Source organism: Arthrobacter silvisoli (assembly GCF_003369445.1).
In the GTDB taxonomy this organism is placed as follows: domain Bacteria; phylum Actinomycetota; class Actinomycetes; order Actinomycetales; family Micrococcaceae; genus Arthrobacter; species Arthrobacter silvisoli.
This window is the reverse complement of sequence record NZ_QRCU01000077.1, coordinates 18,981-44,151: the sequence shown is the minus strand read 5'-3', so window position 1 is coordinate 44,151 and position 25,171 is coordinate 18,981. Positions and strand designations below refer to the sequence as shown.

Below are 25,171 nucleotides of genomic sequence, written 5' to 3'. Positions count from 1 at the left end.
GCGGGAATAATTGCGCGACGGCGGACTCTTGCCAAGGCGTTGAACAGCTGTTTAGTGTATTAAACATGCGTTCAGCAGCTGAGGATCTCAGCACCCGCGCCCGCATCCGGGACGCGGCCATCGTCCTGTTCGGCCGGGACGGGTTCGCGCGCACCACCATCCGTGGGGTTGCCGCCGAATCCGGCGTGAGCCCGGGCCTGGTGATCCACCATTTCGGCAGCAAGGACAAGCTGCGCGAAGTCTGCGACCGGCATGTCATCGCCGAAACGGGCGAACAGGGGCTGCGCAAGGCACACCCCGAATCGGCGGGCCGGCAGATCCAGGAGTATCTGGCCGATCCCGGCCAGTATGCCCCGGAAATCGCCTACATCCGGCAGTCACTGGGCGACGATTCGGAGGCCGGCCACGCGTTCTTCGCCGCGATTGTGCAGCAGACGAAGGCAATCATCGAGGCCGGCATCGCCGCCGGCACCATCCGCGCCTTCGAAGACGTCGACGCCACCGCCGTCGTGGTCGCCAGCAACAGCCTCGCCATGCTTGTCCTGGGGAAGCACGCAGCCCGCGTCCTGGGCACCAGCGAACTCGGCCCGGACATGCTGCGTTCGCTGACCGTCCCGGCCCTGGACCTTTACACCCACGGCTTCTACACGGACACAAGCTTCCTCGATGCCGCCCGGGCAGCCCTGCAGGCACCGGCCGGCACCGGAACCTCCGGCTGACGAAAAGGGGAACCCATGGAACCGGCAATCACCGTCGAGGGCCTGCGGAAAAGCTTCGGCCACCGCGAAGTCCTGCACGGAATCGACTTCCGGGTGCAGGCCGGCACGGTCTTCGGCGTCATCGGGCCGAACGGCGCAGGCAAGACCACCACCATGCGCTGCCTGCTGGACATCATCCGGCCCAACGCGGGCACGCTGCGCGTCCTCGGCCAGGACCCGCGCCGTGGCGGGCCGGGACTGCGCCGCCGCATCGGTTACCTTCCCGGCGAGCTCGCCCTCGAAGCCAGGGTCACCGGCCGACGGCTGCTGGAACACTATGCCGCCGTCAGCGGCCCCGTCCGTCCGGGCCGGATCGACGAACTCGCCGAACGCCTGAACCTGGACCTCGACCGGCACACACGCAAGCTGTCCAAAGGCAACAAACAGAAACTCGGCCTCATCCAGGCCTTCATGCACGAACCCGAACTCCTGGTCCTGGACGAACCCACCAGCGGCCTCGATCCGCTGGTCCAGCAGGAATTCCTCACCATGCTCCAGGAAGTGAGGGACCGGGGCCAGACCGTCTTCCTCAGCTCCCATGTCCTCAGCGAAGTTCAGCAGGCGGCGGACGAGGTGGCCATCCTGCGGGACGGCCGGATCGTCACCATCGCCACCGTGGACGCCCTGCGCGAAAGTGCCGTGCGGCACCTGCGGCTCACGGCGAACGGAATCACAGCAGACGACGCCGGCGCGCTGCTGGGCCGGGTGCCCGGCGTCGGGGGCGTCGAGGTGCTTGCCAAGGGAAGCGGCGTCAAACTGACGGCGGTGCTGGAAGGCAGCATCGGCCCGCTGGTGCAGGCGCTCGCCGGGTTGCAGCTGACCGACCTGGTCCTGGAGGAACCGGACCTTGAGGAATCGGTGCTCCGGCTGTACGGCAACAACGGCAATGGCCGGCGGGGCAACGGATCCCGCCGGCGCGAACCGCAGGAGGAAGGAAGCAGCCATGCGTAGCAGCACCATGCCGCTCTTCAGGCGGGCTTTCGTGGATTCCTGGCGTTCGACCCTGGCCTGGGCGGCCGGGCTCGCCGGGGCGATCCTGCTCTACCTGCCCCTCTACCCGTCCATCGGCGGAAGCGTCCAGATGCAGGAGATGATCAACGCCCTGCCGCCGGAAATGACCAAGGCCCTGAACTACGACCAGATCGCCTCGGGCCCCGGCTACACCCAGGCCACAGTGTTCGGGTTGATCGGCTTCCTGCTGATGACCATCGCCACGGTGTCCTGGGGTGCGGCCGCAGTGGGCGGTGACGAGGAATCGGGCCAGCTTGAGCTCACCCTCGCGCACGGCGTCACCCGCGTGCAGCTGGTGTTGGAGCGCGCCCTCGCGATGTGCCTGCGGGTGGTGCTGCTGGCCGTCCTGGTCTTCGTTTTGATCCTGGCGCTGAACGATTCGGCACACCTCGCGATCGACTCCATGCACCTGTTCGGCGCCGCCGTCGAGTTCGCGGGCCTGGCCCTGCTGAGCGGCACGGCTGCCCTGTTTGTCGGTGCGTTGAGCGGACGCAAGTCCTACGGGCTGGGAGCCGGTGCCGCCGTCGGGGTGCTGGGGTACGTGTTCAACGCCGTGGGGCGGCAGAGCCCGGACCTTGACTGGCTCCTCGATTTCTCGCCTTACCACTGGGCCTACGGGAACTCACCGGTGGCGAACGGTGCCGACTGGGCCTCGGCCGGCTGGCTATGGGGTATCTCGGCCGCGCTGGTGCTGCTCAGCTCGCTGGCACTGCAGCGGCGGGACGTCGGCAGCTGAGTCGCGGCCGGCAGCTGAGGCAGTTCCCGACGTCGGGAGTTGCGTTGGGAGCTTAGCCCCAGAAATGCGGGGCGGGCCTGCGGGCGCCCGGAAGGGCGGTGTTCTCCCGCCACTCATGGATCCATTCCGGCAGCTCGAGCGAGGCCGGCGGGGCACCGAATTCGGCCACGATGTCCTCCTGGCTGACCGGCCGGCCCTTCGCGAGCAGCCGGGTGGCGATGTGGGCGCGGGCGTAGATTTCGCCGTCGGCGACCATCCGCTGCTCGAAGTAGATCGCTTTGGAATCGAGGCCGGTGATCCGGGTCTCGATGGTGTAGCGCTGCCACAGCTGGAGGGATTTGCGGAAGGCGATGGTCTCGCCGGAGACGACGGGGGTCCAGCCGCGGCGACGCATCCGGTCCCAGATCCCGGCGCGCACCATGAGGTCGAAGCGCCCCAGGTCCATCAGTGAGAAGTACATACCGTTGTTGACGTGCATCGCGATGTCGATGTCGGTGGGCAGGACCCGCAGGGGAAGGGAGCACTCGTCCCACACACTCACGCGGCTCCGCCGGGCGGAGGTGGACAGCAGCAGGAGGGTTCGGAGAAGCAGATGCATGGCTCAATGCTACTCGCCAGTAACATCTGCGGGCCAGGGCCGGGTAGCCGAGCAGGCCAGGCGCGTTCAGCGCTTCCTGCCGCCAACACCTGGCACGGAGGTGACTTGTTTCATCCACTCCGCGATCTGGTGTTCGTCGATGTCGTCCACGGATTCGAGCTCCACGCCGCGCGTTGCCTTGCCCATCCCCACTGGTGTCACCGGGGGCACCGGGTCAAGCGCCACACCATTGATGAACATGAGCTTGACGTGGCCGGCAAAGCCGCCGCAGCTAAAGCACCACCCATCACCGACGCCGTAGTACGCCATGCCCCATTTCACCGAGCGCTCGAGTCCGGGCAACGTCCTGGCGGCCAGCGCATCGATCCATTCGGCGATGCCGCGCTGCGGCTGCGGCAGGCTGGCGATGTAGGCGAAGACCGGTTTGTCGCCGACTGCGGCTTTCGCCGGACTTGCCCGGCCGGTCATGGCTTCGGGCAACTCGAAGGCGGCGTCCGCCCCAGCGGTGTCCTTGCTGGTCATGGAGAGCATTATTCACGCTTTGGCCGATGGCCCCAAGGGATCGCGGCGATGGTGCCGTGATGTTCATGGCGGCATTCTCGTAGCCTGGAGCCGCCGCTATGCTCGCGCCCATGAGCGATATTGCCCTGATTACAGGGACGTCTTCCGGAATGGGGCTCTTTGCCGCGGTCGAGCTCGCGCGTCGGGGGTGCCAGGTGGTAGCCACCATGCGGGACACCAGCCGCGCCACAGAACTGCTCGACGCCGCCAGCCAGGCCGGCGTCGAACTGGACGTCCGCGCGCTGGACGTCGTTGACCATGACACCGCGTCGCGGCTGGTGGATGAACTGATCGCGGCCTACGGGCGCATCGATATTTTGATCAACAATGCCGGCCAGGGCTGCGTAGGGACGGCCGAGCAACTTAGTTTGGCCCAGATCCAGGCCCAGCTGGACGTCAACTTCCTTGCCCCGGTGAACCTGAGCAAACTAGTCCTGCCCGGGATGCGCGAACGCAGGCACGGCAGGATCCTGACCGTCACCAGCGTTGGCGGCACCGTGGGACAGCCCTTCGCAGACGCCTACTGCGGGGCGAAATTCGCCGTCGAAGGATTCATGCAGTCCCTGGCGGCAGTGGCCGAGCATTTTGGCGTCCAGGTGGGCGTCATCGAACCGGCAGCGGTTGCCAGCCAGTTTGTCAGCAACGTCGAACGGCCCAGTGATGTTGGTGCCTACGCCCGGCTCCTCGACGCCTATGTCGCCCGCACCACCGGTGCGTTCGCCAACGCCCAGACTCCTGAAAGTGCCGGCAAAGCGATCGCCGACATCGCCACCACCCACGACTTCACGTTCCGCAGCCAAACCTCCGAGGCCGCAACCGCATTTGCCGGGGTTTCCCTCGCCGACCTAGACGGCTCACGCGTCCGGAATTTCACGGCTCCCTGGATCGCTTAGGACTGCGGCCCCGCTGTTCAACCCGAACCACAGAAAAACCCCGCCTGTCCTGCGTTTCCGCAGGTCAGACGGGGTTTCCGTTGGTGGCAGATGAGGGATTCGAACCCCCGTAGGCAGTGCCAGCTGATTTACAGTCAGCCCCCTTTGGCCGCTCGGGTAATCTGCCGAACTTCAAAAGAAGATCACTCACAGCAACCGTTCCGTTTCCGTCCCGGTAACCGCGAGCAAGACAACCTTACAGAACTTCTGCCGAAGAATCGAATCGAGGGCAGAGTGCCCGGAAATCCGCGGTTTCGGGGCCGTCGGCGGCTTCAGGCCTCGCCGAGGATCCGGCCGGTCAGCTTCTCCTCGAAACGCACCGCCTGCTCGGCAGTGAGCTGCCGCAGCTCGACCGCCCGCTGCAGATCCGCATGCACGCCCTCAAGCCGGGTGGCGGCGTCGGGCACCGGGCTCAGCACCACAGACGCCGCGACGGCGGCGGCAGCGACCGCGGTGCCCGCAGCGGCAGCGGCGACGCCGATGGTGGTCGCGGCTGCAGTAGCGGAGCGGGTGACGTAGCGTACGGGATTCTTGCTCATGGGGGTCTCCTCCACGGGTTGATTCCTCCAACGGGTACAACTCTCATCCCGGGCCCTCAGTTCCGGCAGTGCGTGTGCTGTGAGCGAACTGTGAACCGTAAAACCCCGCCAACAAGCGGTTGCGGGCTGCGCCGTCCGCATCGCAGGTACTAGGCTGGTTGGCAGACAAGAGCGCCCGCGGCGGCACCGCGGGAACGCAATCCACCCACCCCATTCCCAAGGAGAGTCATGGCAGGCGAATCCACATTCGACGTCGTCAGCAAGGTAGACAAGCAGGAAGTCGCCAACGCACTCAACCAGTCCCAGAAGGAAATCGCCCAGCGCTATGACTTCAAGGGCGTTGGCGCCGAGATCGACTTCAGCGGCGAAAAGATCCTCATGAAGGCCAACTCCGAGGAACGCGTCAAGGCCGTCCTGGACGTCTTCCAGTCCAAGCTGATCAAGCGCGGCATTTCCCTCAAGTCCCTCGACGAAGGCGAGCCCTACGCCTCCGGCAAGGAGTTCCGCCTGGAGTGCTCCATCAAGGAAGGCATCGCGCAGGACATCGCCAAGAAGATCAACAAGATCATCCGTGACGAAGCCCCCAAGTCCGTCAAGTCCCAGATCCAGGGCGACGAACTCCGCGTCACTTCCAAGTCCCGCGATGACCTGCAGGCAACCATGGCCATCCTGAAGAACTTCGAGGAAGCCGACCTGCAGTTCGTGAACTTCCGCAGCTAAGCAGCGGCTGCCCAAGGCCGGGGCGCACCTTCCGATCACGGACGGTGCGCCCCGGCCTTTTGCGTTCCCGCAGACGCGCTCCGCCCCGATCGCGGGCACAGCCCCGCAACTTTTCGCAATTACCTCATGAAAACTTTGCGTATTCCAGGTGGGCTTGTAAGGTACTGGCTTAGGCGAGCCTAAGAATGGCTACCCTAAGAGAAAGCACGCACCGTTATGACAGCCAACTTCCTGATCGGCCTTCGCGAAGGCCTGGAGGCAACCCTCGTGGTGGTCCTGCTGATGGCCTACCTCGTGAAGACCGGCCGCCGTTCCCTCCTGCCCCGGCTGTGGGCCGGCGTGGGAATCGCAGTGGCTGTTTCGGTTGCCTTCGGTGCCCTGCTGACGTTCGGACCGCGCGGCCTCAGCTTTGAGGCCCAGGAAGCAATCGGCGGCGGCCTGTCGATCCTCGCCGTGGCACTGGTCACCTGGATGGTGTTCTGGATGGCCCGGACCGCCCGTTCACTCGGCAGCGACCTCAAGTCGCGGGTGGACAAGGTCGCCGACGGCGCCGCCTGGGGCCTGGTCCTTGTGGCCACCCTTGCGGTCGGCCGCGAAGGCCTCGAAACGGCGCTCTTCCTGTGGGCCGCCGCCCAGGCCAGCGGAGAATCCACGACGCCGTTGCTCGGCGCACTGCTCGGCCTCGCCGTGGCGGCCGGGCTGGGTTACCTGCTGCACCGGGGTGTCCTCAAGGTCAACCTTTCCCGCTTCTTCAGCTGGACCGGGATCGGCCTGATCGTCATCGCCTCCGGGGTGCTTGCCTATGGCGTGCATGACCTGCAGGAGGCCGGCATACTGCCGGGGCTGCAAAGCCTCGCGTTCGACGTCTCGGCCGCGGTTCCGCCGTCATCCTGGTACGGCACCCTGTTGAAGGGAACCCTCAATTTCTCCCCGGCCACCACCTGGCTGGAAGCCGCGGCGTGGGTGCTTTACGCCGTGCCCGTCCTGTCCTTCTACCTCCGCAGCACCTTGGCAGCCCCGCCCGCCGCGCCGCGCAAGGGCGGCGCGCAGCCCGTTCGCGCGGCCGCCGCCTGACCTTCCCCCAATACACCCGACAAACTCGCACTCCCCCAACCAAAGGAACCCCCATGCCTGGCTCCCTCCTGCCCAAAAATGCCCCGAACATCCCGCTCGGCCGTAAGTGTGGCGCCCTGATCGCCGCGGCCGTCGTCCTTCCGCTGGCGCTCTCTGCCTGCACCGACAACGGCAAGGGTGCCGACGGCGGCAGCAGCGACGGTTCCATCCAAGTCAGCAGCACGGACACCGAATGCAAGGTCTCGGCTTCCTCTGCCCCTGGCGGCAACCTGAGCTTCTCCGTCAAGAACGACGGCAAGCAGGTCACCGAGTTCTACCTGCTGGCCGAGGACGGCCTACGCATCATCGGTGAAGTCGAGAACATCGGGCCCGGCCTGACCCGCAAGCTCGTGGTCTCCGCCAACGAGGGCAAATATGTCACTTCCTGCAAGCCCGGCATGCAGGGCGACGGCATCCGTGCCGGCTTCGAAGTCACCGGCTCCGGCACCGGTACCGCCGTCGACGACGACCTGAAGAAGCTCCTGGACACGGGAGTCCGGCAGTACGCGTCCTACGTCAAGGACCAGACCGAACAGCTTGTGGCCGGGACCAAGGACTTCGCCGCAGCGTACGCGTCCGGTGATGCCGCCACGGCCCGCGAACTCTACGCTGCCACCCGCATGCACTGGGAGCGCATCGAACCCGTGGCGGAATCCTTCGGGGACCTCGACCCTAAACTCGACGCCCGCGAAGCGGACCTGGAGCCCGGCCAGAAGTGGACCGGCTGGCACCGTGCCGAGAAGGACCTGTTCCCACCGGCAGGGTTCAAGCTGCTGAACGCCGCCGAGCGCAGTGCCCTGGCGAAGCAGCTCGTCGCCGACACGGAAGAGCTGGGCAAGCGCACCCGCACAGTGGAGCTGACTGCGCACTCGCTGGGCAACGGTGCCAAGGAACTCCTCGACGAGGTGGCTACGGGCAAGGTCACCGGCGAAGAGGAGATCTGGTCGCACACCGATCTGTGGGATTTCCAGGCCAACGTGGATGGTGCCCGGATCGCCTACGAGAGCCTCAAACCCGCGCTGCTGCGCAAGGACGCGGCATTGGCGAAGACGCTCGATGAGAAGTTCGCCGCACTGCAGGCCGAACTCAAGAAGCACGCCAAGGGTGAAGGCTTCAGCTCCTACAACGAGCTCAGCCAGGCGCAGGTCAAGCAGCTCGCATCGCTTGTCGATTCCTTGGGCGAACCGCTGTCCAGGCTGACCGCGGCAGTGGTTCTGTGAGTGGCTGCCCCTTCTCCGGCGGCCACGCTGCCGGAGAATCGATGACGCCTGCCGGGCCGGTAACGGACGAATCCCCCGCGAAGAAGCGCGGGTTCTCCCGTCGAGGCCTGCTTTCCCTGGCCGGCGCCGGTGGCGCGGGAGCGGCGGCAGGCATCGCCGCCGGATTGCTTGGCCATGACACGATTGCCGCGGCCGCCGCCCCAGCGGAGCATCCCGACGGCGTCATCCCCTTCCACGGGGAACGCCAGGCCGGAATCACCACGCCCGCCCAGGACCGGCTCCACATGGCCGCCTTCGACATCACGACGGAGGACCGCGCCGCCCTCGTCCAGCTCCTCAAGGACTGGACGGCAGCCGCAGAGGCGATGACGGCGGGGCGCACCACGGGTGCCACGGGCGCCGTCGACGGTCCCTACGACGCCCCGCCGGAAGACACAGGCGAGGCCCTCGACCTGGCGGCGGGAAAGCTGACCCTGACCTTCGGGTTCGGTGCAAGCCTGTTCGAAAAGGACGGCAAGCCGCGCTTCGGCCTGGCCGGCAAGCGGCCGGATGCCCTGATCGACCTGCCGCATTTCCCCGGCGACGACCTGGAACCCGGCCGCAGCAACGGCGACATCGTCGTGCAGGCCTGCGCCGACGACCCGCAGGTTGCCGTGCACGCGATCCGCAACCTGGCCCGCATCGGCTTCGGCAAAGCCAGGGTCCGGTGGTCGCAGCTGGGCTTCGGCAGGACCTCCTCAACCTCCCGCGCACAGCAGACCCCGCGCAATCTGTTCGGCTTCAAGGACGGCACCGCCAACCCCAAGGCGGAGGACAAGGAACTGCTTGCGGAACATGTCTGGGCCAGTGCCGGCAAGCGTGCCGGCGAGGCGTGGATGGCCGGCGGCAGCTACCTCGTGGCCCGCCGGATCCGCATGCACATCGAAATCTGGGACCGGACCTCGCTCGGGGAGCAGGAGGGCCTGATCGGCCGCACCAAGGGTTCGGGCGCCCCCTTGTCCGGGGGCGAAGAATTCACCGCGCCGGACTTCGCCATCAAGGGCAAGGACGGGGAACCGCTCATGCCCATGGACTCGCACGTCCGGCTGGCCCACCCGAGCCAGAACCACGGCGTGCGGATGCTGCGCCGCGGCTACAACTACACGGACGGCTCGGACGGCCTGGGCCACTTGGATGCCGGCCTGTTCTTCATCGCCTTCGTCAAGGACCCGCGTACCCACTACGTGCCGATGCAGATGGCGATGGCCAAGGGCGACACCCTGGCCCTGGAATACCTGAAGCACACCGGCTCAGGCTTGTTCGCGGTGCCGCCGGGAACCAAGCCGGGAGGCTTCATCGGAGAGGGCCTCTTCGCATGAAATCAGCCGTCGTTGAACCCAGCGGCGGCACGGACACACCCGGAACAGAAACACCGGCGGGCAAGCCGGTCATAAACACCGCACTGCTGGCGCTCCTGTGTGCCGGCGGCTGGCTGGCGGCCGTCCTGGCCGGCGGCTGGGTCGAGTGCGGCCCGGTGGTCCATCGTTTCGCCCTGGCCGGGCACATTCTTTCCCTCGTGCTGTCCTTCGGCGCGATCATCGTGGTGGACTGGGTCGGCCTTCTGTGGCTCCTGGGACGGCGCGGAATCCACGACACGAGCCGCCTGGAGTCAGCCGCGAAGCCATTGATCTGGTGCGGCCTGGCTGCCCTCCTGGTCACCGGTTCGCTGATCGACCCGGACCTGGGCAACCCGCTGACCCAGCTCAAACTGGGCTGCGTGCTGCTGCTCATGCTCAATGGAGTCCTGCTGGCCCCGACCATGCGGAAGCTGCACGCGCTGCCGCCGGGAACCCTCTTCTCGGCCATGGCGGCGCCCCTGCGCAAGCACCTGCTGCTCGCCCTGTGCATTTCGCAGGGCTGCTGGTGGCTGTGCGTGCTGGTGGGCCTGCTCAACAGCACCCTGCGGCGCTGGACGGGTACTTGAAGAGGGCGTCCGCTACGGCCGCCCGGCCATCCGTTCGAGCCGATCGATGCGTTCGCGCATCGGCGGGTGGGTGGCGAACAGCTTGGTCATCGCGCCTCCGCGGAACGGGTTGGCGATCATCAGGTGCGAGGCGTTCACCAGGCGCTGGTCCTGCGGCAAGGGCACCTGCGCAATCCCCGAATCGATCTTGCGCAGGGCCGAGGCGAGTGCCAGCGGATCGCCGGTGAGCTCGGCGCCGTCCTCATCGGCGTCGTACTCCCGGGTACGGGAGATTGCCAGCTGGATCAGGGACGCCGCCAGCGGCGCCAGGAGCGCGAGCGCGATCATCGCGATCGGGTTCGCGTTCCGGCGGTCGCCGCCGCCGAAGAACAACAGCATCTGCCCCACCGAGGTGATGACGCCCGCGACGGCGGCAGCCACCGAGGAGGTCAGGATGTCCCGGTTGTAGACGTGCATGAGCTCGTGGCCGAGGACGCCCCGCAGCTCGCGGGCGTCGAGCATATGCAGGATTCCCTCAGTGCAGCAGACGGCCGCGTTCTTCGGGTTGCGGCCGGTGGCGAAGGCGTTCGGCGTCATGGTGGGCGAGATGTAGATCCGCGGCATCGGCTGATTGGCGCGCACGGACAGCTCCCGGACGATCTGGTACAGCCCGGGCGCCTCCGCTTCGGTCACGGGGTAGGCCTGCATGGAGCGGAGGGCGATCTTGTCACTGTTCCAGTAGCCGTACGCGGTGGTCCCGACGCCGATCAGCGCCATGATCAAGATGGGCGTCGAACTGCGGGTCCCGACGCCGATCACCGCGCCAAGGCCAAGCAGCACCGCCCAGAGGACGCCGAAAAGGGCTGCGGTCTTCAGTCCGTTGTGATGATTGTGCACGTCACTGCTTTCTTGCGGTGAAGGGTTGGTCTTCTGTTTCGTATAACGCCGACGGCGGTGCGGACGTTCCGCGGTCAGTGCTCACGGCAGGGGGTGGTGGGCGTCGTACCGCAGGAATCCCTTCTGCCGCCGGGCAACAAGCGAGGACACCACGATACAAAGCGCCCCGCCAAAGAGCAGCACCCAGCCCTCGCTGAGCACCTTGGTGACGCCGCCGGCCAGCATGTCCCCGATCCTCGGCCCGCCGGCCACCACCACGATGAAGACACCCTGCAGCCTGCCCCGCAGGTGGTCGGGCGTTGCGGACTGGAGGATGGTGGTCCGGAAGACGGCGCTGACGGAATCGGAGACGCCCGCGAGCACGCAGCACAGTGCGGCGGGGAGCAGCCACCAGGTGGCGCCGCCCCGGCCGGAGCTGCCGGCGAGGACCACCACCAGGCCGAAGGCCCCGATCGAGAAACCCCAGCCGGCCACTGCCCAGACCACGGCACTGCCCTGCCGGCGGACCCTGCCGAGCGGCCCGGAGAAAAGCCCTGCAAAGAAGGCGCCAACTGCCGTCGCCGCCAGCAGCACACCCACGGTGGTTTCCCCGCCCCCGAGCATGGTGGCCGCGATGGCGGGCATGAGGGCCCGCGGCTGGGCGCAGATCATGGCGATCAGGTCGATCACGAAGGTCATGCGGACGTTGGGCCGGGTGCCGAGGAAACGGAAGCCCTCCACCACCGAACGCAGCCCGGGCCGGCCGGCACCCTTCGATGGCGGCAGCGCGGGCAGCCTCAACAGGCCCCAGAGGGCGAAGGTGAAGCTCAGGACGTCGATCGTGTAGGTCCAGCCGAAGCCGATGGTGGCCACCAGGACGCCGGCCAGCAGCGGCCCCGCCGTCATGGACAACCCCATGGTGAGCATGCTGAGCGCGTTGGCGGCCGGCAGGAGTTCCTTGCGGACCAGCAGCGGGATGATGGCGCTGCGGGCCGGGGCGTTGATGCCCTGCGCGCCGCTCTGCACGGCCACCAGGAAGTAGAGGATCCAGACGTTGCCCAGTCCCAGCCAGGCCTGCAGGGCAAGCCCGGCGGTGCTCACCCAGAGGACGAGCGACGCGGCAATGGCGACTTTCCTGCGGTCGAAGGCGTCCGCCACGGAGCCGCCGAAGAGCCCGGCGACTACCAGCGGCACGAGGGCAAAAATGCTCAACAAGCCGACATAAAGGCTCTGCTGGGTGACGCGGTATACCTCAAGGCTGACCGCGACGAGGGTGAGCTGGGAGCCGACGGCGGCAACGGAAGATCCCAGCCAGAGCCGCCGGAACGCCGGACTTTCGCGAAGCGGGGTGATGTCTGCCAGGAGTTGTGCCACTGCCCTACCCTATCCAGAATTGCGTAGCCGACTCCCGGATAGCGCCGTCACTTGCTAGGCTCCGGAGTCGGGGGAAAGGAGAGGGCATGCCCATGGCACGTCGCCTGCTCTTGCGTTCGAGCATGTGGGAAGTCGCGCGCCCGCGGGTTCCGCTCACTGAGGGCCACTTCATGGTGCGCCTGAGCGACCCCGCCACACCCTTCACCGAGGAGTCGGCCGCCGACTGGCTGCTCTGCTATTCGGCCGCCCGCGCCGCCTTGGACGAAGTGCTCGGCAGCACCCTCTGCACCGTCATGTTCCCGTTCCGCTGGCATCCGCTCGGTTCCGCGATCGGCGAACCGGCCGCCGAATCCTCCACCCCGGGTTTCCATCTCTTCGCCCGCTGGCCCGGGGAAAGCACGACGCCGGGCTCCCAGCTCGCGCTGCCTGCCCACCGCCGTCGGGCCGCCGGTCCTTTCGACGAGCTGGACGCCGCCCTGCGTGCGGCGCTGCAGCGCGCCGCGGCGGCGCGCCCGGCAGAAGCCCCGGACCCGGACTCGCTGGACACCGCCTCCCGCCATGTCGCTTGGGTGAGCAGGGACAACGGCGCCGCATACCACCGCGTCCTGGTCCCGGAACCGGGCGTCGACGCCGTATCCGGGTTGCCGCCGTCGTCGCTCCTGTCCCTGGCCGCTGCCCTGGAGGCTCTGCCCACCGGGAACGACGTCACCGGGTACACCTGCGTCCTGACCGAGTCGGCAGACCCTGCGGTGCCTCTTGAGCTGCACGCGCTGGGCCGCTCCGCGGGCGAGGAACGCAACCCCCTGGAATCCCTGGAAGATTTGCCGGAAGTTAGCCGCGCCTTATTGTGATCTTCTCAAAATAAGTGTTTCAATGGGTGCATGACAGATCACACGGCCGAACAGCAGGCATGGGCCGCGGCCCTGCATGCCCACGGCCGCCGTGTCACCAAGCAACGGCTCGCCGTCCTGGCCGCCGTCGAACGCAATCCCCATTCGCCGGCGGAGGGAATCCTCGCCGCCGCGCGGAAGGAACTCCCGGAACTGACGGCGCAGTCGGTCTACGTGGTGCTGAGCGACCTCACCGAACTGGACATGGTGCGCCGCTTCGAGCCCCCGCACTCCCCCGCGTTGTACGAGACCCGTGTGGGAGACAACCACCACCACGCCGTGTGCACCATATGCGGCCGGGTGGAGGACGTGGATTGCGCCGTTGGCCACGCGCCTTGCCTGACACCGCATTGGGATGAGCACTCAAAGCCGATGACCATCCAGATCGCGGACGTCCTGTACCAGGGAATCTGCCAGGACTGCCAGGCCAAAGAACTTCAGGCGACGCCTTAGCCGCCGGTCGCACCGCGACCGGACGGCTTCGGCCCGACTGGACTACCTCTGTAAACCAACCCCGGAAGGAAAACTGTGTCTGAGAGCACCATTGCCAAGTGCCCCGTAGCGCACGGCGGCCGTGTACACCCCACCAAGGGCACCGCGAACAGCGAGTGGTGGCCCAACAAGCTCAACCTGAAGATCCTGGCGAAGAACCCGGCCGTGGCGAACCCGCTCGGCACCGGATTCGACTACGCGGAGGCCTTCAAGAACCTTGACCTGGACGCCGTGAAGGCCGACCTGGCCGAGGTCATGACCGACTCCAAGGAATGGTGGCCGGCCGACTTCGGGCACTACGGCCCGTTCATGATCCGCATGGCCTGGCACTCTGCCGGAACCTACCGCTCGCACGACGGTCGCGGCGGTGGCGGCGCAGGCCAGCAGCGCTTCGCACCCCTGAACTCCTGGCCGGACAACGTCAGCCTGGACAAGGCCCGCCGCCTGCTGTGGCCGGTCAAGAAGAAGTACGGCCAGTCCATCTCCTGGGCCGACCTGATGATCCTCGCCGGCAACGTGGCGCTGGAGACCATGGGCTTCAAGACCTTCGGCTTCGCCGGCGGCCGCCCGGACGTCTGGGAAGCCGACGACGACGTGTACTGGGGCCCGGAAAAGGTGTGGCTCGACGACGAGCGCTACACGGGCGACCGTGAACTCCAGGCACCCCTGGCCGCGGTCCAGATGGGCCTGATCTATGTCAACCCGGAAGGCCCCAACGGCAACCCGGACCCGATGGCTTCGGCACGCGACATCCGCGAAACCTTCCGCCGCATGGGCATGAACGACGAGGAAACCGTCGCCCTGATCGTCGGTGGCCACACCTTCGGCAAGACCCACGGCGCCCACAAGGACGACAAGATCGGCCCGGACACCGAGTCCGCGCCGCTGGAGGCCCAGGGCTTCGGCTGGAAGAACGGCTACGGCACCGGCAAGGGCGGCGACACCGTCACCTCCGGCCTTGAGGTCACCTGGACCTACCACCCGACCCGCTGGGACAACGAGTTCCTGCACATCCTCTTCGCCTACGAGTGGGAGCTCATGGAGTCCCCGGCCGGCGCCAAGCAGTGGCGCCCGAAGGACAACGGCGGCGCCGGCCTGGTTCCCGAAGCCCACGCCGGCTCCGGCACCCGCGAACCGCGCATGCTCACCAGCGACCTCGCCCTGCGCACCGACCCGGCCTACGAGGCCATCTCCCGCCGCTTCAAGGACGACCTGGGCGCGCTGGAAGACGCCTTCGGCCGCGCATGGTTCAAGCTGACCCACCGTGACATGGGCCCGAAGGCCCGCTACCTCGGCAAGGAAGTTCCCGCCGAAGACCTGATCTGGCAGGACCCCCTGCCCGCAGCTCCGGCCCAGACGATCGGCAACGCCGAGATCACCGTCCTCAAGGAGAAGATCGCCGCTTCCGGACTGACCGTCGAGCAGCTGGTCTCCACCGCATGGAAGGCAGCTGCTTCCTTCCGCGGTTCCGACAAGCGCGGCGGCGCCAACGGCGGCCGCATCCGCCTGGAACCGCAGGTCAGCTGGTCCGTGAACCAGCCGGAGAAGCTGAAGCCGGTCATCGCCAAGCTCGAAGAGATTGTCGACGACTTCAACGCTTCCTCGGAGATCAAGGTCTCCTTCGCTGACGTCGTCGTCCTCGCCGGTAACGTCGGCGTGGAGCAGGCTGCGCTGGCTGCCGGCCACGACATCACCGTCCCGTTCACCCCGGGCCGTGTGGATGCCACCCAGGAGCAGACCAGCACCGAGCAGTTCGCCTGGCTTGAGCCGGTTGCCGACGGTTTCCGCAACTACGACAGCGGCTTCCTGAACCTGCCCAGCGAGTACCTGCTGATCGACCGTGCGAACCTGCTGAACGTGTCCGCTCCGGAACTGACGGTCCTGGTCGGCGGCCTCCGCGTCCTGGGCAACAACTGGGACGGTTCCCAGCTCGGCGTCTTCACCGACCGCCCGGGTACCCTCAGCAACGACTTCTTCGTCAACCTGCTCGAGCTTGGCCTCGAGTGGACCCCCGACGCCGAAGAGAAGACCTACTCCACCACTGACGGCCGCTGGACCGGCAGCCGCGTGGACCTGGTCTTCGGTTCCAATTCCGAACTGCGCGCCCTCGCCGAGGTTTACGCCTCCGACGACGCACAGGAGAAGTTCGTTGCCGACTTCGCCAAGGCCTGGGCAAAGGTCATGGACAACGACCGCTTCGAGCTGAAGAAGTAGTCCCCGGCGCCGGACAGGTCCGGTACCGGACAAGGCACCCCGCCACGGAAGAATCCGTGGCGGGGTGCCTTTTTCCACATGGCGGGGTTCTCCACATGGCCTGCGCCGGCCCTGTGCTGCCCGGCGTGCGGTCCCTAGGATTCCTTGCATGAACACTTTTCAAGGGATTCCACCGGAGGCGTTCACGTTCTACGCCGCACTCGAGCAGAACAACAACCGTGAGTGGTGGCTTGAGCACAAGGACACGTACGACGCCGCGGTGAAGGATCCGCTCACCGCGCTCCTTGAACAGCTGGAGCCGCAGTTCGGGCCGGCGAAGATCTTCCGCCCCTACCGCGACGTCCGCTTCTCGCAGGACAAATCACCCTACAAGACCGCCCAGGGCGCCTTCGCGGCGGAACAGGATGGGCTGGGCTTCTATCTCCACTTGGCCGCGGACGGACTCACACTGGGCGGCGGCTGCCATAGCTACAGTCCGGCACAACTGGCCCGGTTCCGGGAGGCAGTGGCCGCCCCGGCCAGCGGCGAAGAACTTGAAGGGATCGTCACGCAGATCGCCGAAGCGGGGTACTCCATCGGCGGCGAGAAACTGAAAACGGTGCCCCGCGGCTTCGACAAGGACCATCCCCGGGCCGAGCTGTTGAAGCATAAGGCCTTGTCCGCGGGGCTTGAACTCGGCGAGCCCGCCTGGCTCTCCACGCCCGCGGCGGCCGAGGAGATTGCACGCCGGTGGGAGGTGTTGCGGCCCCTGGTGGACTGGGTCTCAAAGCACGCCGCACCCTGAACCGGCTGCCGGGGACAGCGAGGCCGCCTGGAACCGGCGGTTCCAGGCGGCCATCGTGTCGGTATTCAGTTCTGCGGAGCGGCGGGGACGATTCCCGCCGTGCCGCGGCCGGGCGGCACGGGTCAGACCCTGCTGAGGTCGTCCTCTTCGCCGGAGACGGTTCCGCTGCCGGATGCGGCGGCATTCCCGGACACAGTGCTGCCGGACACCGCACTGCGGGCCTCGGCGAACTTCTCGTTGAGGCGGGAGTGGCGCTGGCCGTAGGCGAAGTAGATCGCGATGCCGATGACCAGCCAGATGGCGAAGAAGATCCAGGTCTCCACCGCGAGGTTGGTCATCAGGTACAGGCAGAGGATCGCCGAAACGACCGGGAGTACCTTGCCGAAGGGCACACGGAAGGCAGGCTTCAGTTCCGGGCGCTTCTTGCGCAGCACCAGGATGCCCAGGCTCACCATGACGAACGCGGAGAGGGTTCCGATGTTGATCATTTCCTCGAGCAGGTCCACGTTGGTCAGGCCGGCCACGAGGGCGACGGCGGTGCCGCAGATGATCTGGAGGCGTGCCGGCGTTGCGTGCTTATCGCTGGTGCGGGACAGGGCACGCGGGAGCAGGCCGTCGCGGCTCATGGCCAGGACCACGCGGGCCAGGCCCATGAGCAGCACCATGATGACGGTGGTGAGGCCGATGAGGGAGCCGAAGGCGATCACCTTGGCGGCGTCCGTGTTGCCGACGGCTTCGAACGCCGTGGTGAGCGTCGGGCTCTTGGCCTCGGCAAGCTGGGTGTAGGGAACCATGCCGGTGAGCGCCAGGGAGACGAGGATGTAGAGGAGGGTCACCACGGCGAGGCCGCCGAAGATGCCGCGCGGGAGGGTCTTCTGCGGGTTCTTGACCTCTTCCGCGGAGGTTGCCACCACGTCGAAGCCGATGAAGGCGAAGAACACCAGCGCCGCGCCGGCGAAGATTCCGAGCGTGCCGTACTGGGCAGGAACGGCGCCGGTGAGGAAGCCGAAGAAGGACTGCTTCAGCACGTCGGTTCCGTCGCTGGCAGCGGTCGGAACAGAATGCGGGATGAAGGGCGTGTAGTTGGCGACCTTCACGTAGGTGAAGCCGACGACGATGACGAAGAGCACCACACCGATCTTGATCAGGGTGAAGATGTTGCCCACGCGGGCGGAGAGCTTGGTGCCCAGGACCAGCAGCACCGTGAAGACGGCGACGATGAGGAAGGCGCCCCAGTACAGGTCCACCCCGCCGACGTTCAAGGCGGGCGGCATGTCCACGCCCATGAGGCCGAACACCTTGCTGAGGTAGATGCCCCAGTACTTGGCGATGACGGCCGCGGCCGTGAAGAGCTCAAGGATCAGGTTCCAGCCGATGATCCAGGCCAGGACCTCACCCATGGTTGCGTAAGTGAAGACATAGGCCGAGCCCGCCACCGGAATGGCGGTGGCGAATTCCGCATAGCACATGATGGCGAGGGCGCAGGTGACGGCAGCGACCGCGAAGGAGATGGTCACCGCGGGGCCCGCGAAGTTTGCCGCAGCCTTGGCACCGACCGAGAAGATGCCGGCGCCGACAGCAACGGCGACGCCCATGATCATCAGGTCCCAGGTGCTGAGGGAGCGCTTGAGTTTGCGTCCGGGTTCATCGGCGTCCGCAATGGACTGCTCGATTGCCTTGGTCCGGAAGAGGTTCATAAAGGGTCCACAATCTTGACGGGTACGTGAAACAGACTCATCAAGAGTAGTGTCCATACAGTGGACCTCCACTTTTGTCCCGCATCGTGAGACAACTTCGGCGTGTCGCGCTGCGGATCACCTGCCGAGCAAGCTGCCCCCGACAATGAGCACCCCGGTGCCCGGGGTCGCCCCGAGCACGGAGGTGATCAGGGCAGGCAGGGTTGCCGGCTCCGTTGATGTGCTCGGTGATGTTGACGTACCCGGCGCCGTCGATGTGCTTGGCGCGGGGGCGGGGGCGGTACTTGGTGCCGGCGCTGGAGAGGTTCCGGCGCCGGATCCGGCCGTCGCCGCCTCGGATGACTTCGCCACCGGTTCGGTGCCGCCCGAGGTGCTTCCACCTGATGGGCTGCCGGCGGCGTCGGCCGGCGCGGCCGCCTGCTGAGGCGTGGGCTGTGCGGCGCCCTGGGCGTTTCCCGGCTGCACGCTTCCGGCCGTCACGGGCGCCTCCTGCCGGACAGCCCCCGCGTCCGTCGGTGATCCGTCCGTTCCGGATTCGGTGGTGGTTGTTCTTTTGGGCTCCTTCGCCGCGGACCGCTGCGCCGGGGAGTCCGGGCTGCTCCCGGAGGGGCCGGGTTCGGGGAGGGCGGGGTCCTGGCCCGAATCTGCCGCGTGCCTGGAGCCGTCAGCGGCGGCCAGCCCCGCCTTCCCGGTCAAACCGTCGAATGCGCCGGCCTGGGCCGCGAGGGCGATTCCCGCCGCCGCCGTGACGGCCAGCACCGGCACCCCGATGGCGGCATTGGCACGGAACCGGGCGGTTCCTTTGCGTGTCCCGACGACGGCGGCCCTGCGGCCGCGCCGCTTGGCACCTTCCCCGATGGCTGATTCAGTTGCTGGCGGTCCGTTCACGCCGACGTTGGACATGATTCCCCTCAAGTTCGTGGATTCGGAACAGCCCAGTCTAGTCAACACAGGTGGGGATACGGTCAAGTCGCCGGGTCATGCTACGCCCCTGGTGCCGGCCAATCCATGAGCTTGGACCGGATCAGGAAGCGCTTGCCTTCGGGGGCCTCCACTGAGAATCCGCTGCCCCGGCCGTCCACGACATCCACTGTCAGATGGGTGTGCGACCAATAGGAAAACTGTTCGCGGGACATCCAGAATTCCAGCGGCCAACCGCCCCGGGACGGCTCCGCACCGCCGCCGTCGAAGCCACCGGCACCGCCGTCCGCACCGCCGTCGTCGATCTCGAAAACGCCCAGCAGCACATCGGACTCCCCGGTGCTGAACTCCCCCGCCGGATAGCACATGGGCGAGGAACCGTCGCAGCAGCCCCCGGACTGGTGGAACATCAACGGGCCGTGCAGGCGCCGGAGCCTGCGGAGCAGGTCGAGGGCCGCCGCCGTGAGCGCCACCCGGGAAAAGTCTTCCCCGGGCAGCGTCACGGCGGCCTCAAGTGCCTGTGCCATGGCTTAGAAGAAGCCCAGCTTGTTTTCGTCGTAGCTGACCAGCAGGTTCTTGGTCTGCTGGTAGTGCTCGAGCATCATCGCGTGGTTCTCGCGACCTATGCCGGAGGACTTGTAGCCGCCGAACGCCGCGCCGGCCGGGTAGGCGTGGTAGTTGTTCACCCACACCCGGCCGGCCTGGATCTCCCGGCCTGCACGGTACGCGACGTTGCCGTTGCGGGACCAGACTCCGGCACCGAGACCGTAGAGGGTGTCATTGGCGATCCCGATCGCGTCGTTGTAGTCACTGAACCGGGTCACGGACACCACGGGCCCGAAGATCTCCTCCTGGAAGATCCGCATCCGGTTGTGGCCTTCGAAGATGGTGGGCTGCACATAATAGCCGCCGGCCAGGTCCCCGGGCAGCTCGGCCCGGGCACCGCCGGTGAGCACCTTGGCACCTTCCTGCTTGCCGATGTCGATGTAGGAAAGGATCTTCTCCAGTTGGTCGTTGGAGGCCTGGGCGCCGATCTGGGTCGCGGTGTCCAGCGGGTTGCCCTGGATGATCCTGTTGGTGCGGGCCACGGCGTCGGCCATGAAGGAATCGTAGATGCCGTCCTGCACCAAGGCGCGGGAGGGGCAGGTGCAGACTTCGCCCTGGTTGAAGGCGAACAGGGTGAAGCCTTCCTGGGCCTTGTCGTAGAAGGCGTCGTTCTGTGCGGCCACGTCCTCGAAGAAGATGTTCGGGCTCTTGCCGCCGAGCTCCAAGGTGACCGGGATCAGGTTGTTCGCGGCGTACTGGCTGATGAGCCGGCCCGTGGTGGTCTCGCCGGTGAAGGCGATCTTGCGGATCCGGGGGCTGGAAGCGAGCGGCTTGCCAGCTTCCACGCCGAAGCCGTTGACGACGTTCACGACGCCGGCAGGAAGCAGGTCAGCAAGTAGTTCGATCAGGACCAGGATGGACGCCGGGGTCTGCTCGGCGGGTTTGAGGACCACGGTGTTGCCCGCGGCGAGCGCCGGAGCGAGCTTCCAGACGGCCATCAGGATCGGGAAGTTCCACGGGATGATCTGGCCCACCACACCGAGCGGTTCGTGGAAGTGGTAGGCGGTGGTGTCGTCGTCGAGCTGGGAGAGGTGGCCTTCCTGGGCGCGGATGGCGGCGGCGAAGTAGCGGAAGTGGTCCGCGGCCAGCGGGATGTCCGCGTTCAGGGTTTCCCGCACGGGCTTGCCGTTGTCCCAGGTCTCGGCCACGGCCAGCACTTCCACGTTGTCATCGATGCGGTCCGCGATCCTGTTCAGGACGGAGGCGCGCTCCGTAGCCGAGGTCTTGCCCCAGGACGGTGCGGCTTTGTGCGCGGCGTCCAGGGCCAGTTCGATGTCCTCCGCCGTGCCGCGGGCCACCTCGCAAAACGCCTTGCCGGTCACGGGGGTGATGTTTTCGAAGTACCGGCCCTTGACCGGCGCCACCCATTCCCCGCCGATCCAGTTCTCGTAGCGGTCCTTGAACGTGACCTTTGAACCGTCTGCCCCCGGCTGTGCGTAAACAGTCATTGCTAGCTCCTTTGCTGCGCATGATGGTGGCTTTCGCCATTGCCTCGAGCGTAGGAGCGGGAAGGTTGCAGGGACGTTGCAACGGTCAGAGGCCCTGCGGGAACGTGTAGGAGCCGGGAATCGTGGACGGCGCGGTTCCGTACGAGAGCACCACCTCGTCGTGGGCCTTGAGGACGACGCCGGCCACCGGGCCGCCCTTCTTCGCCCCGTTGACGTACGCCGTCCAGCCGCCGGTTCCGCTGTGCGGGGCCCCCGTGGCGCCCGTGCCGTCCAGGACGCCCCATTCCTTGAGGACTTGGCCGAGGGTGTATTTCTGTCCGACGGTGGGGGCTTCGATGTGGACGACGCCCGAAGTGTCATGCGTGTGCAGGGCGGAGATCCCGTTCGGCTGCCCGTCGCTTCCGAAGCTGAAGCCGATCCCGCCCGGGACGGCAACGGGCTTGCCGTTGACGAGTACATCCAGGTGCGCGTGGTAGTGCTCGGCCGCACCTTCGGCTTTCAGGATGTCCAGGCCGGCCGCCCGGATCCTTTGGTCTGCGTCCGCCGGGTCGATGTCCCAGCCCGCGTCCGCGCTCCCCGTTGCTGTGCTCCCCGCGGCGGACGCGGCGGTTGGAGCAGCAGACTCCGAGGAATCCGCCGATTGTGCCGGTGCCGCGCAGGCACTGGCGCCCACGAGGATTCCGGAGATGGTCAGGGCAACTGCGAGGCGTTTGTTCAGCACGGTGGAGGCTTCTTTCGTCGGGTCCGGCTCCACGATATGGTCCAAAACCCCGCGTTCCCTGAAAGCCGCCGGCGCCCCCGGGGCGGTCAGGCCGACAGCTCCCTGTCGATCCGTTCCAGTTCGGCGACGACGGCGGCCCGCCTGGGTGAGCGCGGCGGCAGCAGCTTGAGGGCGGCGAGCCGCACTCCGGCGTCGTCGGCTGCCTCCGGCAAGGCAGCGTACTTGAGAAGTGAGTCCGCACTGCCATCGGTGAGGACGGCCTCGCGCAGGAGGCCGGAGACCCGCTGACGGAGCTCGACGACACCTGGCGCCTCCGAGCGCGGCAGCACCGCGCCGCGGTAGATTTCCAGGGCGATCCGATGGGCTCCCCGCTGCAAACACCCCAGGACCTGGCCGGAGTCCGGGAACAGTTCGACCGGCAGCCGGTACGGGCGCGAACCCGGCACGGCGTCCGGGCTCAGCTCCTGCAGGACCTTGCGCAGCCGCACCATCTCGGCGCGGAGGGTGACCGGGGAGCCGTTCCCGGGGTAGAGCAAGGCACAGAGTTCGTCCGCGCTGAGCCCGTCCGGGTGCAGGCTCAGCAGGGCGAGGATCTCGCTGTGGCGTCCGGAGAGTTGGACCGTCCGGCCCGCGATGCTGAGCAGGGCCTGTTCACGGCCGAGGAGCTGGAGGCTGTTGCGGTACAGCGGGTCGGGGACCTTCCGCGCAGCTGCCTGCCGCCCGCCCGGCCGCGGCGTCATACGCGGGACGGCGTCCCGGGCCTGCTGCAGCCGTTCGATCCGGAGGTGCGCCTGGGCTGCCGCGACGGTCGCCTCGACCAGGGACAGGGTGTGGGGCGCGACGGCGTCTTCCGTGCCCGTGATGTCGACGACCCCCAGCAGCGCCCCGGTGTCCGGGTCATGGAAGGGAACGGCCGTGCAGCTCCACGGGTGGACGGCGCGTGTGTAGTGTTCCGCGCCGGAGATCTGGATGCTGCGCCGCAGGGCCAGGGCCGTGCCCGGTGCGCTGGTTCCCACGGACGCCTCGGACCAGTCTGCGCCGGCGACGAACAACATGCTTTCTGCCCGGCGCCGGAGGGCCGGGTCCCCGTCCACCCAGAGCAGCCGGCCGAGGCCGTCGCCCACGGCGACCACCAGGCCGCTGTCCTGGCCGGGCTGGACCAGGAGCCTGCGGATCACCGGCATGACCGCCGCCAGCGGGTGTCCGCTGCGGTAGTCCTCCAGTTCATCGGTGTCCATGGCCAGGTGCGCCGCGGCGGTGTCCGGATTGGCGTGCAGTGCGACGGAGCGCTGCCACGACTCCCGGACCAGCGGGCGCAGGCCCGGCAGGGCGCCGTCGTCGGGAAGGGAGAAGCTGCCGGCCGCCAGATGCTCGTGCGCCGTCCGGGCGTGCCGCTGCGCCAGCCCACGGTATTCGTTCCCGTGGGCTGCGGAGGGGGCGGGGTTCTTCATCGATCTCCCACTGGCAGGCGCTGTACCGGCTGGAAAGCCCGTCCGGAAAGCTTAGCCGGAAAGCCTCAGGCGCGGGAGATCCCGATCATGTCCTCCCGCGGAACCACCTTGATGCGTTCGCGGACGACGCCGGCAGCCGGGTTTTCGGCAGTCCACGCGGCACCCAGGGCTAGTTCGTGCGCATCGAGCTTGTTCCAGCCTTCCCAGGTGGTGTATTCGATGCCGCGTTCCTCGAGGAGGTCCACGATCGCCTGGGGGTCCGGGGTTTCGGCCGGCGGCAGGGAAAGGCGGTCCTCCAGCAGGAACCCGATGGTCTCCAGCGCGTCGCCCTTGGTGTGGCCGATCAGGCCCACCGGGCCGCGCTTGATCCAGCCGGTGGTGTAGACGCCCGGCACCGGCTTGCCGTCGGCACCCAGCACGCGTCCGCCGTCGTTCGGAATGACGCCGCGGCGGGCGTCGTACTCCAGCTCATCCAGCGCCGAGCCGTGATAGCCGATGGCGCGGTATACGGCCTGGACCGGGTAGTCGACGAATTCGCCGGTGCCCTTGACGTTGCCGGTCCCGTCCAGCTGCATCCTTTCGAACTTGATCCCGGACACCTTGCCGGAACCGTTCTCCGAAACGATCTCCACCGGGCTGTGCAGGAAGTGCAGGTGCAGGCGGCGGGACGAGGGCCGCTCGGATTCGGCGTGTTCCTCCACCAGCCAGTTGGTGAGCGTGTTCACCATGGTCTTGATCTGGTTGTTGCTGCGGATGGCCTCGTCCGAGGCTTCGTCGAACTCGAAGTCCTCCGGGTAGAGCACGATGTCCACGTCGTTGGAGTGGGACAGCTCGCGCAGTTCCAGCGGGGTGAACTTCACCTGGGCGGGGCCGCGGCGGCCGAAGACGTGCACGTCCGTGACCGGGGAGTTCTTCAGGCCGGCGTAGACGTTGTCCGGGATCTCGGTGACGAGGAGGTCGTCCGCATGCTTGGACAGCATGCGGGCCACGTCCAAGGCCACGTTGCCGTTGCCGATGACCGCGATTTCCTTGGCCTCCAGCGGCCACTCGCGCGGGACATCGGGGTGGCCGTCGTACCAGGACACGAAGTCGGCGCCGCCGTAGGAGCCCTCGAGTTCGATGCCGGGAATGTTCAGATCGGCGTCCTTGATGGCACCGGTGGAGAAGATGACGGCGTCGTAGAAGGAGCGGAAGTCGTGCAGGGTGAGGTCGCGGCCGTAGGTCACGTTGCCGAAGAAGCGGATGTCACCGCGGTCCAGCACCTTGTGCAGGGCGTTGACGATGCCCTTGATCCGTGGATGGTCCGGGGCCACGCCGTAACGGATCAGGCCGTACGGGGCCGGGTACGCCTCGAAGAGGTCGATGCTCACTTCGAGGTGTCCGTCCTGGACCTCGCTGGATTTGCTCAGGATGTCCGCCGCGTAGACGCCGGCCGGGCCGGCACCGACGATGGCAACGCGCAGTGGACGAGTGGAGCTGTTTTCCGAGTTGGACACCGTGGACCCTCCGTCAGACGAAACCCCTGCCGCAATCGCGGGCAGGGCCCCAGTCTAGTTCTCCCCTGTCT

At 67.3% G+C, this 25,171-nt stretch carries 25 protein-coding genes and 1 tRNA gene; 13 read left to right on the top strand and 13 right to left on the bottom strand.

Annotated elements, in window-relative coordinates:
• Positions 1 to 65: 65 nt before the first annotated feature.
• Genes DWV11_RS17810 through DWV11_RS17800 form a run of 3 tightly spaced genes read left to right on the top strand, consistent with a single transcriptional unit; the run spans position 66 to position 2,505 of the window.
• Complete coding sequence (locus tag DWV11_RS17810; RefSeq protein WP_115790257.1) at positions 66 to 719, top strand: TetR/AcrR family transcriptional regulator; 654 nt, start codon at positions 66 to 68, stop codon at positions 717 to 719.
• Positions 720 to 734: 15 nt separating this feature from the next.
• Positions 735 to 1,709 (top strand): ABC transporter ATP-binding protein, encoded by a 975-nt coding sequence (locus DWV11_RS17805; protein ID WP_115790256.1) that lies wholly within the window; start codon positions 735 to 737, stop codon positions 1,707 to 1,709.
• Positions 1,702 to 2,505 (top strand): ABC transporter permease subunit, encoded by an 804-nt coding sequence (locus tag DWV11_RS17800; protein WP_245953771.1) that lies wholly within the window; start codon positions 1,702 to 1,704, stop codon positions 2,503 to 2,505. Before DWV11_RS17805 ends, DWV11_RS17800 begins: the two co-directional genes overlap by 8 nt.
• A gap of 52 nt (positions 2,506 to 2,557) precedes the next feature.
• Here the strand turns inward: DWV11_RS17800 and DWV11_RS17795 are convergent, their stop codons facing one another.
• Both DWV11_RS17795 and DWV11_RS17790 read right to left on the bottom strand, forming a co-directional pair.
• Entirely contained in the window at positions 2,558 to 3,103 is a 546-nt protein-coding gene (locus DWV11_RS17795; protein WP_115790255.1) for an acyl-CoA thioesterase, read from the bottom strand.
• Between the two features lie 66 nt (positions 3,104 to 3,169).
• Positions 3,170 to 3,625: a DUF1801 domain-containing protein gene (locus DWV11_RS17790; protein ID WP_245953768.1), complete on the bottom strand. Its 456-nt coding sequence runs from the start codon at positions 3,623 to 3,625 to the stop codon at positions 3,170 to 3,172.
• 110 nt (positions 3,626 to 3,735) lie between these two features.
• Between DWV11_RS17790 and DWV11_RS17785 the strand changes: the two genes are divergently transcribed.
• Positions 3,736 to 4,557, top strand: coding sequence for an SDR family NAD(P)-dependent oxidoreductase (locus tag DWV11_RS17785; protein WP_115790466.1), 822 nt, complete (start codon positions 3,736 to 3,738; stop codon positions 4,555 to 4,557).
• Between the two features lie 81 nt (positions 4,558 to 4,638).
• On the opposite strand, the gene DWV11_RS17780 is transcribed toward DWV11_RS17785, so the two are convergent.
• Both DWV11_RS17780 and DWV11_RS17775 read right to left on the bottom strand, forming a co-directional pair.
• Positions 4,639 to 4,723 (bottom strand) — tRNA-Tyr (locus DWV11_RS17780).
• Positions 4,724 to 4,868: 145 nt separating this feature from the next.
• A complete protein-coding gene (locus DWV11_RS17775; protein WP_115790254.1) occupies positions 4,869 to 5,135 on the bottom strand; it encodes a hypothetical protein in 267 nt (88 codons plus the stop codon).
• Positions 5,136 to 5,363: 228 nt separating this feature from the next.
• On the opposite strand from DWV11_RS17775, the gene DWV11_RS17770 reads away from it, so the two are divergent.
• From DWV11_RS17770 to DWV11_RS17750, 5 genes are all read left to right on the top strand, one after another.
• Positions 5,364 to 5,855: a YajQ family cyclic di-GMP-binding protein gene (locus DWV11_RS17770; RefSeq protein ID WP_074591467.1), complete on the top strand. Its 492-nt coding sequence runs from the start codon at positions 5,364 to 5,366 to the stop codon at positions 5,853 to 5,855.
• Between the two features lie 216 nt (positions 5,856 to 6,071).
• Positions 6,072 to 6,929 (top strand): iron uptake transporter permease EfeU, encoded by an 858-nt coding sequence (gene efeU, locus DWV11_RS17765; protein WP_115790253.1) that lies wholly within the window; start codon positions 6,072 to 6,074, stop codon positions 6,927 to 6,929.
• A gap of 53 nt (positions 6,930 to 6,982) precedes the next feature.
• Positions 6,983 to 8,188: an iron uptake system protein EfeO gene (efeO, locus tag DWV11_RS17760; protein WP_115790252.1), complete on the top strand. Its 1,206-nt coding sequence runs from the start codon at positions 6,983 to 6,985 to the stop codon at positions 8,186 to 8,188.
• A 41-nt stretch (positions 8,189 to 8,229) separates the two neighbouring features.
• Complete coding sequence (gene efeB / locus DWV11_RS17755) at positions 8,230 to 9,546, top strand: iron uptake transporter deferrochelatase/peroxidase subunit (RefSeq protein WP_115790251.1); 1,317 nt, start codon at positions 8,230 to 8,232, stop codon at positions 9,544 to 9,546.
• Positions 9,543 to 10,151, top strand: a complete 609-nt coding sequence (locus tag DWV11_RS17750; RefSeq protein WP_245953766.1) for a hypothetical protein — start codon at positions 9,543 to 9,545, stop codon at positions 10,149 to 10,151. The genes efeB and DWV11_RS17750 overlap by 4 nt, the downstream gene beginning before the upstream one ends.
• A gap of 12 nt (positions 10,152 to 10,163) precedes the next feature.
• On the opposite strand, the gene htpX is transcribed toward DWV11_RS17750, so the two are convergent.
• Positions 10,164 to 11,027, bottom strand: coding sequence for a zinc metalloprotease HtpX (gene htpX, locus DWV11_RS17745; RefSeq protein ID WP_115790250.1), 864 nt, complete (start codon positions 11,025 to 11,027; stop codon positions 10,164 to 10,166).
• An 81-nt stretch (positions 11,028 to 11,108) separates the two neighbouring features.
• A complete protein-coding gene (locus DWV11_RS17740; protein WP_115790249.1) occupies positions 11,109 to 12,380 on the bottom strand; it encodes an MFS transporter in 1,272 nt (423 codons plus the stop codon).
• Positions 12,381 to 12,466: 86 nt separating this feature from the next.
• Here DWV11_RS17740 and DWV11_RS17735 point away from each other — a divergent pair, with 86 nt between their 5' ends.
• The 4 genes from DWV11_RS17735 (at position 12,467) to DWV11_RS17720 (ending at position 16,760) form a co-directional block, all read left to right on the top strand.
• Entirely contained in the window at positions 12,467 to 13,231 is a 765-nt protein-coding gene (locus tag DWV11_RS17735) for a hypothetical protein (RefSeq protein WP_115790248.1), read from the top strand.
• Positions 13,232 to 13,261: 30 nt separating this feature from the next.
• The gene (locus DWV11_RS17730; RefSeq protein WP_115790247.1) at positions 13,262 to 13,723 is read left to right on the top strand and encodes a Fur family transcriptional regulator; all 462 of its coding nucleotides are present in this window, start codon (positions 13,262 to 13,264) and stop codon (positions 13,721 to 13,723) included.
• A gap of 75 nt (positions 13,724 to 13,798) precedes the next feature.
• Positions 13,799 to 15,976, top strand: coding sequence for a catalase/peroxidase HPI (gene katG / locus DWV11_RS17725; RefSeq protein WP_115790246.1), 2,178 nt, complete (start codon positions 13,799 to 13,801; stop codon positions 15,974 to 15,976).
• A gap of 148 nt (positions 15,977 to 16,124) precedes the next feature.
• Positions 16,125 to 16,760 carry a DUF2461 domain-containing protein gene (locus DWV11_RS17720; RefSeq protein ID WP_115790245.1) on the top strand — a complete coding sequence of 212 codons (636 nt, stop codon included), beginning with the start codon at positions 16,125 to 16,127 and terminating at the stop codon, positions 16,758 to 16,760.
• 122 nt (positions 16,761 to 16,882) lie between these two features.
• Here the strand turns inward: DWV11_RS17720 and DWV11_RS17715 are convergent, their stop codons facing one another.
• The 7 genes from DWV11_RS17715 to DWV11_RS17685 form a co-directional block, all read right to left on the bottom strand.
• Positions 16,883 to 18,457, bottom strand: coding sequence for an amino acid permease (locus DWV11_RS17715; protein ID WP_115790244.1), 1,575 nt, complete (start codon positions 18,455 to 18,457; stop codon positions 16,883 to 16,885).
• A 117-nt stretch (positions 18,458 to 18,574) separates the two neighbouring features.
• Positions 18,575 to 19,360 (bottom strand): hypothetical protein, encoded by a 786-nt coding sequence (locus DWV11_RS17710; RefSeq protein ID WP_115790243.1) that lies wholly within the window; start codon positions 19,358 to 19,360, stop codon positions 18,575 to 18,577.
• An 80-nt stretch (positions 19,361 to 19,440) separates the two neighbouring features.
• The gene (locus DWV11_RS17705) at positions 19,441 to 19,905 is read right to left on the bottom strand and encodes a DUF779 domain-containing protein (RefSeq protein ID WP_115790242.1); all 465 of its coding nucleotides are present in this window, start codon (positions 19,903 to 19,905) and stop codon (positions 19,441 to 19,443) included.
• A gap of 3 nt (positions 19,906 to 19,908) precedes the next feature.
• On the bottom strand, positions 19,909 to 21,432 hold the full coding sequence (exaC, locus tag DWV11_RS17700) for an acetaldehyde dehydrogenase ExaC (protein ID WP_115790241.1): 1,524 nt from the start codon (positions 21,430 to 21,432) through the stop codon (positions 19,909 to 19,911).
• Positions 21,433 to 21,517: 85 nt separating this feature from the next.
• Positions 21,518 to 22,153 carry a hypothetical protein gene (locus tag DWV11_RS17695; protein ID WP_245953764.1) on the bottom strand — a complete coding sequence of 212 codons (636 nt, stop codon included), beginning with the start codon at positions 22,151 to 22,153 and terminating at the stop codon, positions 21,518 to 21,520.
• 86 nt (positions 22,154 to 22,239) lie between these two features.
• On the bottom strand, positions 22,240 to 23,604 hold the full coding sequence (locus DWV11_RS17690) for a helix-turn-helix domain-containing protein (protein WP_115790240.1): 1,365 nt from the start codon (positions 23,602 to 23,604) through the stop codon (positions 22,240 to 22,242).
• A gap of 65 nt (positions 23,605 to 23,669) precedes the next feature.
• Positions 23,670 to 25,100 carry an FAD-dependent oxidoreductase gene (locus DWV11_RS17685; RefSeq protein WP_115790239.1) on the bottom strand — a complete coding sequence of 477 codons (1,431 nt, stop codon included), beginning with the start codon at positions 25,098 to 25,100 and terminating at the stop codon, positions 23,670 to 23,672.
• Between the last annotated feature and the right edge of the window lie 71 nt (positions 25,101 to 25,171).